Genomic DNA, 17,798 nt, shown 5'->3' with positions numbered 1-17,798 from the left:
GGTCGTCTGAAAAGTTTTCAGACGACCTCTTGCTATGCATTACCCTACCAAATCCCCAACCAGTTTTCTTCCGATTTTGAGTTTCCGCGTCCTTCTTGCGCTTCGCGTTCCTCCCTTCGGAAATCCCACGGAGCTTGCGGATTTTTACCGCCCCACAAACCTTTACGTTTTTGTTTTGCCTGCTTTTGGGCGGCTGCGTAATCGGTATAGGCGGTTTTGCTTTGCTGTTTTTTGGCATAGCTGTCGTAATGCCATGCCGCACCGTCGCGCAGCTGCATAAGGTTCAAATCGGTTGTCCCAACGGATACCTGCGCAACTTCGCGTTGGTAGCGGTCTTTCTCGAATACGCGTACTTTCACTTTTTTGCCGTCGGCTTCGGCAATCAGGTTGTCACGCGAACGCGTACCGTATGCCTGATTGATCTCGGGCGCGTCGATATACGCCATGCGGATTTTGTGTTTTGCACCGTCTTCGTCGATGACATGAAGGGTATCACCGTCGTGGATTTTGGTGATTTTTCCGTGATAAGTATAAGGGGCTTTTTTGTGTATGCCAGTCTTGCCCACTTGGTTTTCAGACGACTTTGGCCTGATTGTATCGGTCAGTAGCGCACCGACGGACTCTAAGCCGAAATGACGGCTGTCTGTAATATCGGAAACAATCTGAACGCCTGATTGAACAAGTTCGGTATCGCGTGAGCTGTAACCCAATGCGCCCAATACAGACAGGAAAACGGGCAGCCATTTGAGCATGGTAGTGGTCTTCATAATTTGAGAATGATAAGGTCGTCTGAAAACCGAAATTGGTTTTCAGACGACCTTCGCTGTTTATTGCCTTTAATTTTGTCCGGGTTTGATGACTTTGACTCCCTGCTCTGTACCCAATATCAGCACATCCGCGGCGTTGCGGGCGAAGATGCCGTTTTCGAGAACGCCGGTGATGCGGTTGATTTCGTCTTCCATAGTCAGCGGACGGTCGATATGCAAGTCATAGACATCGATAATTTGGTTGCCGTGGAAGGTGGTGTAGTTCAGGCGTAATTCAGGCTGTCCGCCCATTGCCAAAAGTTTGCGCGACACCAGCGAACGCGCGCCGGGCAACACTTCTACGGGCAGCGGGAATTTGCCCAAACGCGAAACATATTTGCTCTCGTCGGCGATACAGATGAATTTGTCAGACGCACTGGCGACGACTTTTTCGTTTAAATGCGCGCCACCGCCGCCTTTAATCATTTGCAGCATATGGTTCACTTCGTCCGCGCCGTCAACATAGACAGCCAGCCCCATCACATCATTCAGCGATACTTCGGGAATGTCGTATTGCGCCATCAGTTCGCTGGACTTTTTAGAAGTCGAAACCGCGCCTTTGATTTTTTTGCCGCTTTTACCCAACGCTTCGATAAACATATTGACGGTCGAGCCGGAGCCGATGCCGATGTATTCGTTTTCGGGTACGAATTCCACCGCTTTCTCGGCGGCAATGCGCTTCAATTCGTCTTGAGTAGCCATGATTTCTCCTTAATGGGATGTCGGTTGATGGGCATATGTTAACATTTTCATGCCATTTGTGCTTGCCTGCTTACGCTTTTTCCAGCAACACCGCCGCCTGCGCCTCGATGGCTTCCATGCGTCCCAAATAGCCGAGTTTTTCGTTGGTTTTACCTTTGATATTGACACAGGTCGTCTGAATCCCTAAATCGGCGGCAATGTTGGCGCGCATGGCGGGAATGTGCGGCGCGAGTTTGGGCTTTTGCGCGATGATGGTCGTATCCACGTTCACAACGCGCCAGCCTAAAGCCTGCACGCTTTGATACGCTTCGCGCAACAATACGCGGCTGTCGGCATCTTTAAACTCGGCGGCGGTATCGGGAAAATGGCTACCGATGTCGCCCAAGCCCGCCGCACCGAGCAATGCGTCGGTAATCGCGTGCAAAAGCGCGTCGGCATCGGAATGACCGAGCAGGCCTTTTTCAAACGGAATATTTACGCCGCCGAGAATCAAATCGCGACCCTCGACGAGTTGGTGGACATCGTAGCCCTGTCCGATACGGATATTCATGTTTTGTCCTTTTTTTCAATGTCAGGTCGTCTGAAAAACGGGTTTCAGACGACCTAACATATGGGTATCAAAGTTTCGCAGCCTTTTGCCTAATTTTCCGTCAGATACCCGCTTGAAACTTTTCAACCGATACAAACAGTAAAATGAATCGCTGAGAGATAAGTCATGGATACGGTTGCGCCGTAAACATTGATTCAAACAGAAAAAGGGCAGGAGCATTTGCGATGATCTCCTGCCCGTAATATTCCCAATCAACGCTCGATTTGCGATACATCGCGCACCGCGCCTTTGTCGGCGGAAGTCGCCATTGCGCCGTAGGCGCGCAGGGCGGCGGAGACGTAGCGGTCGCGGTTTTCCGGTTTCCATGCTTTGCTGCCGCGTGCTTCCATTTCGGCGCGGCGGGCGGCTAGTTCTTCGTCGGACACTTTCAGGTTGATGCTGCGGTTGGGGATGTCGATTTCAATCGTGTCACCTTCGTGCACCAAGCCGATGGCGCCGCCTTCCGCCGCTTCGGGCGAAGCGTGGCCGATGGAGAGGCCTGATGTGCCGCCGGAGAAGCGTCCGTCAGTCAGCAAGGCGCAGGCTTTGCCCAAGCCTTTGGATTTCAGGTAGGAAGTCGGATACAGCATTTCCTGCATACCCGGGCCGCCTTTGGGGCCTTCGTAGCGGATGATGACGATGTCGCCGGCAACGATTTGGTTGCCCAAAATGCCTTCGACGGCGGCTTCCTGGCTTTCAAACACGCGGGCGCGGCCGGTGAATTTGAGGATGCTCTCGTCCACGCCTGCGGTTTTTACCACGCAGCCGCGTTCGGCGATGTTGCCGAACAAGACCGCCAAACCGCCGTCTTGCGAGTAGGCGTGTTCGACGTTGCGGATACAGCCTTTTTCGCGGTCGAGGTCGAGGGTTTTCCACATGCGGTTTTGCGAGAACGCTTGGGTGGTGCGCACGCCGCCGGGCGCGGCTTTGAAGCGTTCGATGGCGTGGGTGTTTTCGGGATTGGTCACGTCCCATTTTTCAATCGCATCTTTCAGCGTCGGCGCGTGGATGGTGTACACGTCGGTGTGCAGTTTGCCCGCTTTGTCCAGTTCTTTCAGGATGGCGAAAATGCCGCCTGCGCGGTGCACGTCTTCCATGTAGTAGTCGTGGTTGTTGGGCGCGGTTTTGCAGATGCAGGGCACGACGCGGCTTAAGCGGTCGATGTCGGCCATTTTGAAATCCACGCCCGCTTCGTTGGCGACGGCGAGCAAGTGCAGGATGGTGTTGGTGGAACCGCCCATGGCGATGTCCATGGTCATGGCGTTTTCAAACGCTTTTTTGGTGGCGATGCTGCGCGGCAGCACGGTTTCGTCGTCTTGCTCGTAATAGCGTTTGGTGATTTCGACAATCATGCGGCCGGCTTCGAGGAACAATTCTTTGCGGCCGGCATGGGTGGCGAGGTAGGAGCCGTTGCCAGGCAGGGACAGGCCGAGCGCTTCGGTCAGGCAGTTCATGGAGTTGGCGGTGAACATGCCGGAGCAGGAGCCGCAGGTCGGGCAGGCGTTTTGTTCGACTTCTTCGACTTGCTGGTTGCTGACATTGTCGTCCGCCGATTCAATCATGGCGTCAATCAAGTCCAAGCGGCGTTCGGGCTGGATGTTGGCCACGCCGATGACCTTGCCCGCTTCCATCGGACCACCGGAAACGAAGATGGTCGGGATGTTCAGGCGCATGGCGGCAATCAGCATTCCGGGGGTGATTTTGTCGCAGTTGGAAATGCACACCAGCGCGTCGGCGCAGTGGGCGTTGACCATGTATTCGATGGAGTCGGCAATCAAATCGCGGCTGGGCAGGGAGTACAGCATGCCGCTGTGTCCCATGGCGATGCCGTCGTCGATGGCGATGGTGTTGAATTCTTTAGCGATTGCGCCCGCTTTTTCAATTTCGCGGGCAACCAGTTGGCCCATGTTGTGCAGGTGGACATGGCCGGGCACGAATTGGGTAAAGGAGTTGGCAACGGCGATGATGGGCTTGCCGAAGTCGGTTTCCATCACGCCTGTGGCGCGCCACAATGCGCGTGCGCCCGCCATATTGCGGCCGTGGGTGGAGGTTTTGGAGCGGTAGTCTGGCATTTTGCATTCCTTTATTCATATGATAAGGCCGTACCTAACAGGCAGGCTTCGCATTCTGAAAATACGCTGAAATGATTGCCTGCGGCCTATAAAAATAGTTTGGTATTTTATACCAATTATGTTTGGCAAAGAACCGCTATTTTGTAATAAAACTAAGCAGTATTTGCTTATCCTGCATTTGCTTCAACAATAAACAGAAGGTCGTCTGAAATACTTTTCAGACGACCTTTATAACTTTTACAAGAAAAAAGCTTAGATACATATCATGTTCAGATATGGGTCATTACCCTTATGAATTTCGGCTTTACGCTTTTTCTTTTTGGCGCATTTTTTCCGCCATCATTTCATGCAGCGTTTTCTTGGCAGGTTTCATCGGAACGCGGTTGTCCGTCCAGCCCAGTTGCTTGCTTGGCGTCAATGCACGGAATTTGGTGGCCGCCCAACCGAAGGCACGGTAGGCCTTGCTGCCGCTGAAAATACCGTTGAATGTGCGCCATGCCATTTGTTCGCCGAAGGTATGCGATGCGCCTTGTCCGCGGATAGGATGCGGTACGACTTCGGTCGGTGAACGTTGCGCTTCAACACGCAAACGCTGCATTTGCTCGGTAATCGGGATACGTACCGGACAAACTTCCACACACGCGCCGCACATGGTACAGGCGGTCGGCAGGTCGCGGGTGGCATCCAGACCCAACAGGTGCGGAGAAATAATCTCGCCGATAGGGCCGGGGTAGGTTGTGCCGTATGCCGCGCCACCGATACGGGTATAAACCGGACAATGGTTCATACATGCGCCACAACGGATACATTGCAAGGTACGGCGCATTTGGTCTTCGGCATAGGCTTGGCTGCGGCCGTTATCGAGCAGAACCAAGTGCATTTCCTGCGGACCATCCAGCTCTTCACTGCGGCGCGGACCGGTAATCATATTGAAATAGGTGGTAATGTTCTGACCGATGGCAGAACGCGGCAGCAGGCTGTATAAGGGAGGAATGTCGGACAATTTCGCCACAACTTTTTCAATACCGGTAATGGCGATATGCACGGGCGGCACGGTAGTACTCAAGCGACCGTTGCCTTCGTTTTCCACCAGACACAGCGTACCTGTTTCAGCAACAGCAAAGTTTACGCCGCTCAAACCGACATCGGCAGTGCTGTAAATATCGCGCAGGGCTTTGCGGGCGAAGCCGGTCAGTTGGTCTACGTCGTCTGTTAACGGCGTGCCAAGATTTTGGTGGAAAAGTTCGCTAACCTGTTCTTTGGTTTTGTGAATAGCGGGCATCACGATATGGGTCGGCTTTTCGCCTGCCATTTGGACGATAAACTCGCCCAAGTCGCTTTCCACCGCTTTAATGCCTTTTGCTTCAAGATAATGGTTCAGCTCGATTTCCTCGCTGACCATGGATTTGCCTTTGACCATCAGCTTGCCGTTTTTGGCAGTAATGATGTCGTGGATGATTTCGCAGGCTTCGGCCGGCGTTTCCGCCCAGTGTACTTTTACGCCCAGCTTAGTCAGGTTTTCTTCCAATTGCTCCAGTAGGGCGGGCAATTTAGACAATGAACGCTGACGGACGTGTTCGCACAAATCACGCAGGTTTTGCAACTCTTCTTCGTCGGACAAAACGGCTTTGCGCTTGGTCATCAGCATATCCATCGCGGTACGCAGACTCTTACGCAAAGGCTTGTCTTGAAGGGAAATTGCGGCGTTTTGTTTGAAAGTTTCCGGCTTCATGTGGAACTTGATGGTTTGCGTAGTCATGTATTTTCCTCCAAATCGGCAGGGGAAATGTGGTCAGGCAGGATGGCGAGAATGACCAAATCACGCGGACCGTGTGCGCCATAAGCAAGCGTCAACTGGATGTCTGCGGTTTTGGACGGGCCGGAAATCAGGAAAACATTGGTCGGCATACCGTTTTCCACCAGTTTTTCACCTTCGACAGCGTTGTGAAATTCGTTATACATTTTCGCCGTATCAAACAGGCAGAAATGCACGGGCGGAACAAGGCTCAACGTACGCGGCTCTTCGGGGCTGGAAAACAGCATCAGCGTACCGGTGCGGGCGATACCGCATTGCGAGCCGCTAAAGCCTGCATCGATGTTCGCGAAGAACTCGGTTTTCCAAGTATCGATTTCGCGTTCGAAAGCAATCGGTTCGATATTGCTGCCCACCAGCGCGGCACGGGCAATTTGTCCGTGTTCGGTCGCTAACGGCAGCAGGATGTTTTTCAAACCTTTGCCTTCGGCAGCTTGACGGAATACTTGCGGCCAGCCGGTTTTGGTCACCCAATAAATTTCGGTTTTGACGGCGCGCATAGCGGCAGCCCAATGTTTCAGGCGCTCAACTTCGCTGTCCCAAGAAACACCCATTTCACGGTAATAATCAAAAACCGCAGGCTCTTCCATCGGCAATGCGTCGGCTTTTTTCAGTTTTGCCAAAATATTTTCGCGCGCGCTCATGCTTTGCCTCCGGTGCGTTCCAACAAGAAGGATGCGATGTGTTTCGGACGCGGCATGTTCGGCTCGTCCTTAGCGATTTTGCCGCCGATGTTCATCATGCAGCCGCAGTCCGCGCTGATGATTTCGGTTGCGCCGGTTTCTTTCAGCGCGGCAACTTTGTCGGTTACCATCGCGCCGGAAATATCGGCTTGTTTGACGGAGAATGTACCGCCGAAGCCGCAACATTCGCTTTCATGGTCGTGAACGATGCGTTCAACGTTTTCCATGCCGTCAATCAACTGCCAGCCTGAAATATGGACATTCATTTCGCGGCGGGCGGCGCAGGAAGTGTGGACGGCGACTTTGACCGGTTCGCCTTTGTCTTCAGGCTTGTAGCCGATGGCAAGCAAGAAATGAGTAAACTCAATGATGCGGTTGGCACAATCAACCGCTTTGGATTCGTATTCTGTATTTTTAAACAGAGTAGGCCAGTGATGTTTCATCATGCCGCCGCACGAGCCGGACGGTACGACGATCGGCCAGTTTTCAGGGAAAAGGTCAAGTTGCGCTTTGGCGACATCAAACGCCTCGGTCGGATGGCCGGAAGAGTAGGCGGGTTGGCCGCAGCAGCTTTGCGCCATCGGGTAATGAACCCGTATGCCTTGCTGCTCGATTAAAGTAATGGCATCCATGCCTGCTTCGGGCATGAAAAGATCGAGGACGCAGGTGCCGAAGAAATAAACATCGGTCGGCTTGCTGTCGAATTTAGTGATTTTGGGTGGGGTGATTGCGCTCATTTTTTCGTTAACGGGAGTGCCCGTTTTTCTTTGTATAAATAGACGGCTACTTTAAGTAATTGCATGTAGGCGGTCAAGTATAATTTTAAAAAATAATATTGGAAACGGATGGCTGCTAAGACCTAATACCCACATATCTTGAATCATCTTTTCATATGCTAATTATTATCATTACAATTAATCTCTAATATATTCATAATTAAACAATACCCAAACTAAATTTTTTCAAACTCGAGCTGCCACGACGATCGTCATCCTATTCACTCAACTTCAGAGGTCGTCTGAAACTCATCGCTTAAAAGTACATTGCTCAAACAATATTCTAAAACTGAATCAGATTTGCAATATTATTTGCCAATAGCTGCCTTTTGCTACCCTTACCCTCTTTCAGACGACCTATTGCCAAATCAGTTACAATTCACCCTATGAACAAAACCGAATCAAACGTTTCGGAAACGCCGCCCGTCCGCCCGTCCCGATGGCTGCCCCTGCTGTTGGCGATTGCGATTTTCATGCAAATGCTAGACGCGACGATTCTGAACACCGCCCTGCCCGAAATCGCCAAAGATTTCAAAGTATCGCCGCTCAATATGCAGCTGGCGGCGATTTCCTATACGCTGACCGTTGCCCTGCTGATTCCTTTAAGCGGCTATTTGGTGGACAGGTTCGGCACTAAAAACGTATTTTTCGGTTCAATCGGCATTTTTATGCTCGGATCGGCATTGTGTGCGGCGGCAGCCAATCTGCCCATGCTGGTGATGGCGCGGGTGATTCAGGGCATAGGCGGGTCGATGTTGGTACCCGTACCGCGCCTGACGATTTTGCGCGTGTACGACAAATCCCAACTGCTCAACGCCATCAACTATGCCGTGATGCCCGCGCTGATCGGCCCGATATTCGGCCCTTTGGTCGGCGGCTATTTGGTAGAATACGCATCTTGGCATTGGATTTTCCTGATGAACCTGCCCATAGGGCTGCTCGGCGTCTTGCTGGGCTGGCGGATTATGCCCGATGTCAAAGGCGAAAATACGGTTCTGGACTTGAGTGGCTACCTGACTTTTGCTTCGGCGGCGTGTCTCTTGATGTTGGCAGTGGAAATGGTGTCCCACTCGGGCGCGGTTTGGTTTTCGCTCTTACTCGCACTCGGCGGCACGGCATTCGCCCTGCTCTACTACCGCCACATGAAAACCGCCGCCAACCCGATTTATGCGGCGGATTTGTTCCAAGTCCGAACTTTCCGGCTGGGTCTGACAGGCAATCTGTTCAGCCGGCTCGGCATCAGTTCCATCCCCTTTTTGCTGCCGCTATTGTTTCAAGTCGCGTTCGGCTTTGCCGCCAGCGTATCCGGCTGGCTGGTCGCGCCCGTCGCTTTCGCCTCGCTTGTTGTCAAACCGCTCATCAAGCCCCTGATGTCGCGCTTCGGCTACCGCAGCGTGTTGATTTGGAACACGCGCCTCCTCGCCATACTGATTATGCTGCTTGCCCTACCCGACGCCGACACGTCCTTAAGCGTATGGATAGTCTTGCTGCTCCTCATCGGCACCTGCAACTCCATCCAGTTCTCCGCCATGAACACTCTGACCATCGCCGACCTGCGCCCGCACCAAACCGGCAGCGGCAACAGCCTGATGGCGGTCAACCAACAACTCGCCATCAGCCTCGGCATTGCGCTCGGCGCGCTTATCCTGCAAAACTGGTCGCAAAGCAGCTTTACCGCAGGCAACCTCCACCTCTCATTCCGCCTTACCCTGCTTTCCATCGGCTTGATTACACTCGTCTCCAGCACCATATTCAGCCGCCTGCACATTTCCGACGGACGCAACCTAACCGACTGAACATTTCCCCAAACCTTAAAGGTCGTCTGAAAGATATTCCACGCTTTTACCCGCACCACCCATCCGTCAAAGCAACTAACGGAAACAGTAAAAACTGCATTTGAACATCATTTGAAACCTAATACAGACATATCCAAACACTACCCGCCAACACCTACCGAACAATCGAAAAAACAGCCCAAAATTTTTCAGACGCCCCATATTCTTCACAGGAAGCCGCCACACCGAAAAGACAAGCAAAGCAAAAAATGCTATGCTTAACGCTTTCAATCTGTGTGTCTGAAGCAATGAAAAAGTATCTTATCCCTGTTGCTGCCGTAGCCGTAGCAGCCGTACTTGGTACCCCCTACTACCTCGGCATCAAAGCAGAGGAAAGCCTTACCGCACAACAAAAACTCTTACAAGACTCCGGTTTTCTGACCGTAGAATCGCATCAATACGAACGCGGCTGGTTCAGCGCAACGGAAACCACCGTTATCCGCCTGAAGCCTACCCTTCTTCAAAATACGCAAAAATACCTGCCCGACAATCTGAAAACCATCCTGCAAGAGCCGATTACGGTTATCAACCACATCAGCCACGGACCGTTTGCCGGCGACATAGGCACTCAGGCGCACATCGAAACCGAGTTCAAATATCACCCTGAAACCGAAAAAGCATTGTCGCGCTTCTTCGGCAAACAAACGCCGGTAACGATGAGCAACACCATCTATTTCAGCGGCAGCGGCAAACTGGATTTGAGTATCCCTTCTTTCGATTACGAAGAGCTTTCCGGCATCAAGCTGAACTGGAAAGGTCTGAGCGGGCATACCGACTATAAAAAAGATTTCCAAAGTTACAGCCATGACTATCTGGCTCCCTCCCTTCAAGTCAAACTGGCGGACAAGGGCGACATTTCTCTGGAAAACCTACATTTCCAATCTAAAACCACAAACGGCCTCAACAAACTGTCTTTAGGCAAAAGCAGCACTACGCTGGATAAATTCCTGCTCCAGTGGAAAGACAACATCGATTACAACATCAAGCTGAATGAATTGGTGAACTTAGTTACCAATCTACAAATCGGCGCGTTTATCAATCCGACAGGTAGCATCCCTCCGTCAAAAATCAAAGTCAGCAAACTGAAATTTGAAACCGATACTCACGAAGCGGACAAATTCATCAACAGCGAAGGCCGCTTCCAATTTCAAGACCTGACTTACGGCGATGAAAAATACGGCCCACTGGACATCCATATTGCCGCCGAACACTTGGATGCATCCGGCCTTCTTGCGCTGAAAAATAAATTTGCCGAAATCGCAGATAAAAAAATGAGCGAAGAAGAAATCCAAAACGCCTTGATACAGACCGCCAAGAACGAGGCTTCAAGCCTGTTTACCAATAATCCTATCTTGAATGTTAAGACCTTCAAATTCACGATGCCTCAAGGCGATGTCGATGTCAGCGGCAAACTGCTGTTTAAAGGTTTGGTAGTAAAAGATTTGAACAGCCTCAGCAATATGCTGAAAAAAACCGAAGCCGGATTTGACATGGCGGTTCCGCAAAAACTGCTCGAACAACTGGCAATCAGTCAGGCACGCAGCATTTTCAGCGTTAATCCCGAGGACGAAGCAAATGGGCAGGCAGGTATCGAAGACGTTACCGAGACCCTGCGGTTGATGGTGGACAGCACCATTCGCAGCATGGCGGACGAAAAATATCTGACGCTGGAAAACAGTACGGTCAAAACCAAGATGACTTTGCAAAACGGTGAACTGAAGCTCAACGGCAAAGTCCTTCAAAGCGATCCCGAACCGGATTTTGATGAGACGGATATGGTTTCCGAACCATCCCATCCATAAACCGAAAGGTCGTCTGAAAATTCAGACGACCTTTTTTCTTAGCGGGTTTAATTTATAGCAAATATATAGTGGATTAACTTTAAAATCAGGACAAGACCGACGAAGCCGCAGACAGTACATATAGTACGGAACCGATTCACTTGGTGCCTCAGCACCTTAGAGAATCGTTCTCTTTGAGCAAAGGCGAGGCAACGCCGTACTGGTTTAAAGTTAATCCACTATACAAAATAAAAATGACCCTTTCGTTTTTCCCTCAAGGCAAGAGAACTCTGATTTTTAGAAATATTCAAAAATCACCCTAATTTCGAATTTCCAAACCCCTCCCCACAAAAATGACTGGATGGAGAGTCTCATATAAACCCGCTATATCGACACAGCCTCCAATCATAACCAATATCAAAAAGGTCGTCTGAAAAATTTTCAGACGGCCTTTTCCTCATCAATCCGCTTTTAACGGAACAAATCCAATGCCTTGACGAATACCATCACCACGCCGTAAGCCAGCGGGACGCCGACTAAAGCCCAACGCCACCAAACCGAAAAACCGCCTGCCGCAACTTTTTCCTGCAGCAAGTAGGCATCGGAAACAGCAGTTTCGTCATCGGGATTGCCGCTGTGCGCCGCTGTTTTGATGTCGGTTTCATAGTGTTTTTCATGAACCGATCTGACGGCAAGGTTGCACAGCAATCCGACAATCAACAATCCCGCCATGATGTACATGGTAACGCCGTATGCCTGCGCGGCGGGAACACCGCTGTCGATTTGGCTTTGGCGGATGTAGTTCACCAAGACCGGACCGATCACGGCAGCAGTTGACCACGCCAGCAAAATACGCCCGTGAATTGCGCCGACCTGATAAGTGCCGAACAAGTCTTTCAAATAAGCCGGAATCGCGGCAAAACCGCCGCCATACATGGAAATGATGACGCAGAATCCAATAATAAACAAAGCCTTGTTTCCACTCTCACCAATGGACGGAACGGCAAAATACAGCAGCGAGCCGAGTACGAAAAAGATGGTGTAGGTATTTTTACGTCCGAGTTTGTCGGAAACGCTGGACCATAAAAACCGCCCGCCCATATTGAACAAACTCAAAAGACTGACGAAACCTGCCGCCGCCCCCGCACCGATTGCCGCTTGTTTGCCGACCGACGCCTCTGAAAACAGCTCCTGAATCATGACCGAAGCCTGCCCCAAAACGCCGATACCGGCAGTCACGTTCAGACACAACACCCAAAACAAAAGCCAAAATTGCGGCGTTTTCATCGCTTGGGAAACATTGACATGATTGCTGCTGACCAGCTTGTTTTTCATTTTCGGCGCGACATAGCCTTCAGGTTTCCAACCTTCTGCCGGCACGCGGATGGTGAATGCGCCGAACATCATCAACACAAGGTAAAACAGCCCCAGAACGACAAAAGTCGGCGCGACACCGACTGACACGTCGTCTGAAAACGCATTCATCAACGATACGGACAACGGCGAGGCAAGCATCGCACCGCCACCGAACCCCATAATCGCCAAACCCGTCGCCATGCCCGGTTTGTCGGGAAACCACTTCATCAAAGTGGACACAGGCCCGATATAGCCCAACCCCAAGCCGATGCCGCCGATCACGCCGTTGCCCAAATAGAGGAGAAACAGATTATGCGTACTGACGCCGAGTGCCGTCACAAAAAAGCCCAAGCTGAAACAGCACGCCGCGACAAACATCGCCTTGCGCGGGCCGACACGCTCCATCCAAGTGCCGAACAAAGCAGCAGACGCGCCCAACATAGCCAGCGCGATACTGAAAATCCAGCCCACAGTCGTCAGCTTCCAATCTCCGGCTGCTGATTCGGTAATGCCGATAAGCTTGGTCAGCGGCGCGTTAAACACGGAATACGCATAAATCTGCCCGATGGCAAGATGCACCGCCAAAGCGGCAGGCGGCACCAGCCAACGGTTGAAACCCGGCTTGGCAATCGTCGCCTCACGGTCTAAAAATTTCATAAAAGCCTCTTGATGTCTAATGAAAAACAGCGTTCTCCGCGAGGAAAACGCCTTAAATTGTTGACAATATTGTACCATGCTTCCGCATGGGCTTTACTCCGCTTAACATGAGTTTTTTGAGTAAGAAAGAGAAAAATCATTCATAATATGCACTTACTCCCACCTAATCATGCACGCTCCAACATGACTTTTATCGCCCTTACCAATATTTTCCTGATTGTCTTATTTGTTTTCACTATGCTGTTCGTTCGGTGGCGCAACCGTAAACTCAAGCAGGCATACCTCGCACGGATTCTGAAACAGCCCGAAACTTTCGAATGGCTCTCACACAATCTGAGTGATAACAATGCCGAGGATATTCAGGCAATCCGAACGCATTTCGGTTTGCCATTACAGGAATCCAAACAGCTTATTAATATTTTTCGCAGTCAAAATCCCGGAAAAATGTAACGCCTATTTTCAGACGACCTCGACTTCCCCATTAAGCAACCATTCAAGCCCAAATCCCTCCGCTTGAAAAATATTTTGCTATTGTCTGCATTTTTATGTTAAATAACGTAATCTGTCACTAAACAATAATATTTTATTATGGCAAACATGAAACTCAATACACATACTTCTTACATCCTGCTCGCTTCCGCATTGCTTTCCGGCTGCCATACTTATCAGGTAGACCAAAGCCGTCGCAGCAAAATCGCGCAATTTGCCATCAACCACCCTGTTGCGGCGCAAGTGATCGGCGTTGAAGACAAAAACTCGACTAACCTAACCAGCAACGCCGCACGCTTTGCCACCCGGACCGGTTTAGACGACCTCGCCAACGGCGAAGGACGCGGGACACAGGTCAATGCCGTCCGTCAGGCCTTATGGCAGGCCGCTATTTCCTCTCAATTCGACAGCGAAATTGCCAACAGGGCCGGCAATGCCTACCTGTCCGACATGGAAATTCGAGAGGGTAAAACCGATTATTACAGCCGTTTCCTTGCCGACCAAGCCGTCGATCAGCGCAACAACCGTATCGGACGCAGTATCGGTAGCGGCAAGCCCGGTGCGGACATGAAAGCACTCCTGCAAAGCGTTTTGTTCTACTACCACAAGGTAGGACTGTGGACTGCCTCCGAAGTTAAAGCCTCCGGCCGCAAAGTATGGAGAATCAGCCAAGAAAAATTAAGTGAAGCAGAATACCGCCGCGCTTTGAAAAACATCGCTCCGCTGAACACCAACGGAATGTTGCCGAACGAACAAAACCTCAAAACAGATACGTTCAAAGAAATTAAAAAAACAGTCAAAGTGATTACCAAAGTCGAAGACTGATTCGTATCAACATTCTATCTACTGCTTCAGTAATCACCCAAAACAGCGTAAACTGTAACAAACCCATTTTCAGACGACCCCTGCTTGCAAAGAGGTCGTCTGAAAACATTTCTCCTGCCGATTCAGCCGTTTCCAGAAGGACAAAGGACGATTATGAACTTCCCACCGCGTTACGTTTCCGCCACCCGTATGCGCCGCATGCGCAAAGACGACTTCTCCCGCCGCCTGATGCGCGAGCATACCCTGACCGCAGACGATTTGATTTACCCCGTTTTCGTACTCGAAGGCAGCAACCAAGAAGAAGCCGTCCCCTCCATGCCCGGCGTGAAGCGGCAAAGTTTGGACAAATTATTGTTCACCGCCGAAGAAGCCCTCAAGCTCGGCATCCCCATGCTGGCACTCTTCCCCGTCGTTACCCAAAATAAAACCGAATTGGCGGAAGAAGCCTACAACCCCGAAGGACTCGTTCCTACCGTCGTACGCACCCTGCGCGAGAAATTCCCCGAACTCGGCATCATGACCGACGTTGCCCTCGACCCCTACACCATCCACGGGCAAGACGGACTGACCGATGCAAACGGCTACGTCCTCAACGACGAAACCATCGAAGTTTTGGTGAAACAAGCCTTGTGCCACGCCGACGCAGGCGCGCAGGTCGTCGCCCCGTCCGATATGATGGACGGCCGCATCCTCGCCATCCGCGAAGCCCTTGAAGACGCGGGACACATCCACACCCGCATCATGGCGTATTCCGCCAAATATGCCTCCGCATTTTACGGCCCGTTCCGCGATGCGGTCGGCAGTTCCGGCAATCTGGGCAAAGCCGATAAGAAAACCTACCAAATGGATCCCGCTAACACCGACGAAGCCCTGCACGAAGTCGCCCTCGACATTCAGGAAGGCGCGGATATGGTGATGGTCAAGCCCGGGCTGCCTTATCTTGACGTTGTCCGCCGCGTCAAAGACGAGTTCGGCGTACCAACCTACGCCTACCAGGTTTCCGGCGAATACGCCATGCTTCAAGCCGCGATTCAAAACGGCTGGTTGGACGGTGAAAAAGTCATACTCGAAAGCCTGCTCGCCTTCAAACGCGCCGGTGCCGACGGCATCTTGACCTATTACGCCGTCGAAGCAGCCAAATTACTGGAAAAATAAAACACAAATGACAGCATTGGTTTTCCTGTAAATTATCCCAATGCCGGATATTGTGAAGCCGACAAAAGGCTGATTGAAAGGCAAAAGGTCGTCTGAAAATGTTCAGACGACCTTTCTTGAATACACTTTCCCGATAACTGATTTACCATTCACAATCGACCCTTGTCAATTTCAATACCGTCAACATTTCCCCATCATACCAACGGACGCAGCTTAGATTTTCAAGTAAAATCTACCTCGTCTGAAACACACTCAATCTCAAAGTAAGGAAAACATCATGAGCAACCATCACAAACTCATCATCCTCGGCTCAGGTCCTGCCGGCTACACCGCCGCCGTCTATGCCGCCCGCGCAAACCTCAAGCCCGTCATCATTACCGGCGTCGAACAGGGCGGACAACTGATGACCACCACCGAAGTCGACAACTGGCCCGCCGATGCCGAAGGCGTACAAGGCCCTGAACTGATGGCGCGTTTCCAAGCCCATGCCGAACGCTTCGGCACCGAAATGATTTTCGACCAAATCCACACCGTCGATTTGCAAAACCGCCCCTTCACCCTAAAAGGCGACATGGGCGAATACACCTGCGACGCCCTGATCGTCGCCACCGGCGCATCCGCCAAATATCTGGGGCTGCCCAGCGAAGAAACCTTTGCCGGCAAAGGCGTATCCGCTTGCGCGACCTGCGACGGTTTCTTCTATAAACAGCAAGACGTAGCCGTCGTCGGAGGCGGCAATACTGCCGTAGAGGAAGCCCTTTACCTCGCCAACATCGCCAACACCGTTACCCTGATCCACCGCCGCGACAGCTTCCGCGCCGAAAAAATCATGGTGGACAAACTCATGCAGCGCGTTGAAGAAGGCAAAATCATCCTCAAACTCAACAGCAATCTGGATGAAGTCTTGGGCGACGAAGGCGGCGTTACCGGCGCTCGTTTGAAACACAATGACGGCACTACCGAAGACATCGCCGTCAAAGGCGTTTTCATCGCCATCGGCCATAAACCCAACACCGACATTTTCAAAGGCCAGCTCGATATGGACGAAACCGGCTACCTGAAAACCAAAGGCGGTACGGGCGACAACGTCGGCGCGACTAACATTGAAGGAGTATGGGCGGCAGGCGACGTCAAAGACCATACTTACCGCCAAGCCATCACCAGCGCGGCCTCAGGTTGCCAAGCCGCACTTGATGCCGAACGCTGGCTCGACCGCCAAGGGTTGTAAAACAACTCTGTACCGGGTAAAGGCAGTTCGATTAACTCATTCCAAACGGACAGGCTGCGAACCCAATGTTCATATGGCATTCTAAAAAGTAAAGCATAAGATAAGGTCGTCTGAAACATTTTTAGCGAAACCCGCTATGTTTGTTTTCAGACGACCTTTCAAATTACGGTAGAAGCAAATCAAAGATAAACGATTTCGCCGCTACGCCCCCTGCTCTCTTCACTTGCCCACCAAACAAACTGGGGCAATACGTCTTCGTAGTTTTTACGTTCGCTCTTCGATTCGCCGGGATGGGATTTGATGCGCTGCGGAGAATTAATCGGACCGGGGACCAAAACATTGGCACGCAGGTTTTCAAAGCGTTCCCATTCGTCGGCGGCAACTTTACACAAATAATTCAATGCGGCTTTGGATGCACCGAAACCGCCCCAGTAAGCTTTCGGGGTTTCGCCGTGGCTTTCGCCGACGAAGATGACGGACGCGTCGGGCGACTGCTTCAGCAGCGGAAGCAGCGCGCGGGTCAGACCCATCGGTGCAACGGTGTTGATACGGTATTGGTTGACCCATTCGGCGACGGTTTGAAAATCCAAAGGCGAGAGCGCGTAAAAATAGCTGGCGCAATGGACGATACCGTCGAGTTTCCCCTGAATCGCTTCGCCGATGGTTGCGGCAAACTGCTCGAATTCTTTTTCTTCCGCGCCGATTAAATCGAAACAAATGGCAAACGGCTCGGGACAGCCTGCTTCGACAATCGCATCATAAACTTTTTCCAGCTTTTTTTGATGGCGCGCAACCAGAATAACGGTCGCCCCCGCTTCAGCATAGGCTTTGGCCACTTGTTCGCCCAAGCCTTGCGATGCTCCGGTTACCAGAATCGTTTTATTTTGCAATGTCGGCATAATTCTTCCTTGATTGTGAAATTTAAGGGATTTAAGATATTTTAACGGTTTGCCGTGTCTTGTAAAGGCAATCGGAATAGATCGAGACCTTTGCAATAATGAGTTATTAAAATTTTATGCTCAATACCATTT

At 51.4% G+C, this 17,798-nt stretch carries 15 protein-coding genes; 6 read left to right on the top strand and 9 right to left on the bottom strand.

Annotated elements, in window-relative coordinates; genetic code table 11:
* Positions 1-44: 44 nt before the first annotated feature.
* The 7 genes from HMPREF2954_RS03645 to HMPREF2954_RS03615 all read right to left on the bottom strand — a co-directional run bounded on the left by HMPREF2954_RS03645 (position 45) and on the right by HMPREF2954_RS03615 (position 7,402).
* A complete protein-coding gene (locus tag HMPREF2954_RS03645; RefSeq protein WP_045073376.1) occupies positions 45-767 on the bottom strand; it encodes a thermonuclease family protein in 723 nt (240 codons plus the stop codon).
* A gap of 69 nt (positions 768-836) precedes the next feature.
* Positions 837-1,508 (bottom strand): ribose-5-phosphate isomerase RpiA, encoded by a 672-nt coding sequence (rpiA, locus tag HMPREF2954_RS03640; protein ID WP_003756885.1) that lies wholly within the window; start codon positions 1,506-1,508, stop codon positions 837-839.
* A 70-nt stretch (positions 1,509-1,578) separates the two neighbouring features.
* Positions 1,579-2,058 (bottom strand): 2-C-methyl-D-erythritol 2,4-cyclodiphosphate synthase, encoded by a 480-nt coding sequence (gene ispF, locus HMPREF2954_RS03635; RefSeq protein WP_045073373.1) that lies wholly within the window; start codon positions 2,056-2,058, stop codon positions 1,579-1,581.
* Positions 2,059-2,309: 251 nt separating this feature from the next.
* Complete coding sequence (gene ilvD, locus HMPREF2954_RS03630; RefSeq protein ID WP_009311719.1) at positions 2,310-4,169, bottom strand: dihydroxy-acid dehydratase; 1,860 nt, start codon at positions 4,167-4,169, stop codon at positions 2,310-2,312.
* Positions 4,170-4,473: 304 nt separating this feature from the next.
* On the bottom strand, positions 4,474-5,928 hold the full coding sequence (locus HMPREF2954_RS03625; RefSeq protein WP_045073369.1) for a LutB/LldF family L-lactate oxidation iron-sulfur protein: 1,455 nt from the start codon (positions 5,926-5,928) through the stop codon (positions 4,474-4,476).
* Entirely contained in the window at positions 5,925-6,626 is a 702-nt protein-coding gene (locus tag HMPREF2954_RS03620; RefSeq protein WP_045073367.1) for a LutC/YkgG family protein, read from the bottom strand. Before HMPREF2954_RS03620 ends, HMPREF2954_RS03625 begins: the two co-directional genes overlap by 4 nt.
* A complete protein-coding gene (locus HMPREF2954_RS03615; RefSeq protein WP_003763626.1) occupies positions 6,623-7,402 on the bottom strand; it encodes a (Fe-S)-binding protein in 780 nt (259 codons plus the stop codon). The genes HMPREF2954_RS03620 and HMPREF2954_RS03615 overlap by 4 nt, the downstream gene beginning before the upstream one ends.
* A 425-nt stretch (positions 7,403-7,827) precedes the next feature.
* Between HMPREF2954_RS03615 and HMPREF2954_RS03610 the strand changes: the two genes are divergently transcribed.
* Both HMPREF2954_RS03610 and HMPREF2954_RS03605 read left to right on the top strand, forming a co-directional pair.
* Positions 7,828-9,237: an MFS transporter gene (locus tag HMPREF2954_RS03610; RefSeq protein ID WP_045073365.1), complete on the top strand. Its 1,410-nt coding sequence runs from the start codon at positions 7,828-7,830 to the stop codon at positions 9,235-9,237.
* A 287-nt stretch (positions 9,238-9,524) separates the two neighbouring features.
* A complete protein-coding gene (locus HMPREF2954_RS03605; protein ID WP_070689004.1) occupies positions 9,525-11,078 on the top strand; it encodes a YdgA family protein in 1,554 nt (517 codons plus the stop codon).
* A gap of 450 nt (positions 11,079-11,528) precedes the next feature.
* Here HMPREF2954_RS03605 and HMPREF2954_RS03600 read toward each other — a convergent pair whose 3' ends face one another.
* The gene (locus tag HMPREF2954_RS03600; RefSeq protein ID WP_045073362.1) at positions 11,529-13,070 is read right to left on the bottom strand and encodes an L-lactate MFS transporter; all 1,542 of its coding nucleotides are present in this window, start codon (positions 13,068-13,070) and stop codon (positions 11,529-11,531) included.
* A gap of 147 nt (positions 13,071-13,217) precedes the next feature.
* On the opposite strand from HMPREF2954_RS03600, the gene HMPREF2954_RS03595 reads away from it, so the two are divergent.
* The 4 genes from HMPREF2954_RS03595 to trxB all read left to right on the top strand — a co-directional run bounded on the left by HMPREF2954_RS03595 (position 13,218) and on the right by trxB (position 16,767).
* Positions 13,218-13,520, top strand: coding sequence for a hypothetical protein (locus HMPREF2954_RS03595; protein ID WP_231574629.1), 303 nt, complete (start codon positions 13,218-13,220; stop codon positions 13,518-13,520).
* A 138-nt stretch (positions 13,521-13,658) separates the two neighbouring features.
* Positions 13,659-14,384, top strand: coding sequence for a hypothetical protein (locus HMPREF2954_RS03590; RefSeq protein WP_045073360.1), 726 nt, complete (start codon positions 13,659-13,661; stop codon positions 14,382-14,384).
* A gap of 153 nt (positions 14,385-14,537) precedes the next feature.
* Positions 14,538-15,539 (top strand): porphobilinogen synthase, encoded by a 1,002-nt coding sequence (gene hemB / locus HMPREF2954_RS03585; protein WP_070689003.1) that lies wholly within the window; start codon positions 14,538-14,540, stop codon positions 15,537-15,539.
* A 277-nt stretch (positions 15,540-15,816) separates the two neighbouring features.
* Complete coding sequence (gene trxB, locus HMPREF2954_RS03580; RefSeq protein ID WP_045073357.1) at positions 15,817-16,767, top strand: thioredoxin-disulfide reductase; 951 nt, start codon at positions 15,817-15,819, stop codon at positions 16,765-16,767.
* A 179-nt stretch (positions 16,768-16,946) separates the two neighbouring features.
* Here trxB and HMPREF2954_RS03575 read toward each other — a convergent pair whose 3' ends face one another.
* The gene (locus tag HMPREF2954_RS03575; RefSeq protein ID WP_003742488.1) at positions 16,947-17,666 is read right to left on the bottom strand and encodes an SDR family oxidoreductase; all 720 of its coding nucleotides are present in this window, start codon (positions 17,664-17,666) and stop codon (positions 16,947-16,949) included.
* Positions 17,667-17,798: the final 132 nt, after the last annotated feature.

This window comes from Neisseria sp. HMSC067H09 (genome assembly GCF_001814135.1).
Lineage (GTDB): Bacteria > Pseudomonadota > Gammaproteobacteria > Burkholderiales > Neisseriaceae > Neisseria.
This window is presented reverse-complemented; position numbering and strand designations above follow the sequence as displayed.

Excerpts from the sequence above, each read along its gene's own strand:
- HMPREF2954_RS03610 (WP_045073365.1), top strand. The coding sequence starts at position 7,828 with ATGAACAAAACCGAATCAAACGTTTCGGAAACGCCGCCCGTCCGCCCG.
- ilvD (WP_009311719.1), bottom strand. The coding sequence starts at position 4,169 with ATGCCAGACTACCGCTCCAAAACCTCCACCCACGGCCGCAATATGGCG.
- hemB (WP_070689003.1), top strand. The coding sequence starts at position 14,538 with ATGAACTTCCCACCGCGTTACGTTTCCGCCACCCGTATGCGCCGCATG.
- HMPREF2954_RS03645 (WP_045073376.1), bottom strand. The coding sequence starts at position 767 with ATGAAGACCACTACCATGCTCAAATGGCTGCCCGTTTTCCTGTCTGTA.
- HMPREF2954_RS03605 (WP_070689004.1), top strand. The coding sequence starts at position 9,525 with ATGAAAAAGTATCTTATCCCTGTTGCTGCCGTAGCCGTAGCAGCCGTA.
- HMPREF2954_RS03590 (WP_045073360.1), top strand. The coding sequence starts at position 13,659 with ATGGCAAACATGAAACTCAATACACATACTTCTTACATCCTGCTCGCT.
- trxB (WP_045073357.1), top strand. The coding sequence starts at position 15,817 with ATGAGCAACCATCACAAACTCATCATCCTCGGCTCAGGTCCTGCCGGC.
- HMPREF2954_RS03575 (WP_003742488.1), bottom strand. The coding sequence starts at position 17,666 with ATGCCGACATTGCAAAATAAAACGATTCTGGTAACCGGAGCATCGCAA.
- HMPREF2954_RS03595 (WP_231574629.1), top strand. The coding sequence starts at position 13,218 with ATGCACTTACTCCCACCTAATCATGCACGCTCCAACATGACTTTTATC.
- HMPREF2954_RS03600 (WP_045073362.1), bottom strand. The coding sequence starts at position 13,070 with ATGAAATTTTTAGACCGTGAGGCGACGATTGCCAAGCCGGGTTTCAAC.
- ispF (WP_045073373.1), bottom strand. The coding sequence starts at position 2,058 with ATGAATATCCGTATCGGACAGGGCTACGATGTCCACCAACTCGTCGAG.
- rpiA (WP_003756885.1), bottom strand. The coding sequence starts at position 1,508 with ATGGCTACTCAAGACGAATTGAAGCGCATTGCCGCCGAGAAAGCGGTG.
- HMPREF2954_RS03620 (WP_045073367.1), bottom strand. The coding sequence starts at position 6,626 with ATGAGCGCGCGCGAAAATATTTTGGCAAAACTGAAAAAAGCCGACGCA.
- HMPREF2954_RS03625 (WP_045073369.1), bottom strand. The coding sequence starts at position 5,928 with ATGACTACGCAAACCATCAAGTTCCACATGAAGCCGGAAACTTTCAAA.
- HMPREF2954_RS03615 (WP_003763626.1), bottom strand. The coding sequence starts at position 7,402 with ATGAGCGCAATCACCCCACCCAAAATCACTAAATTCGACAGCAAGCCG.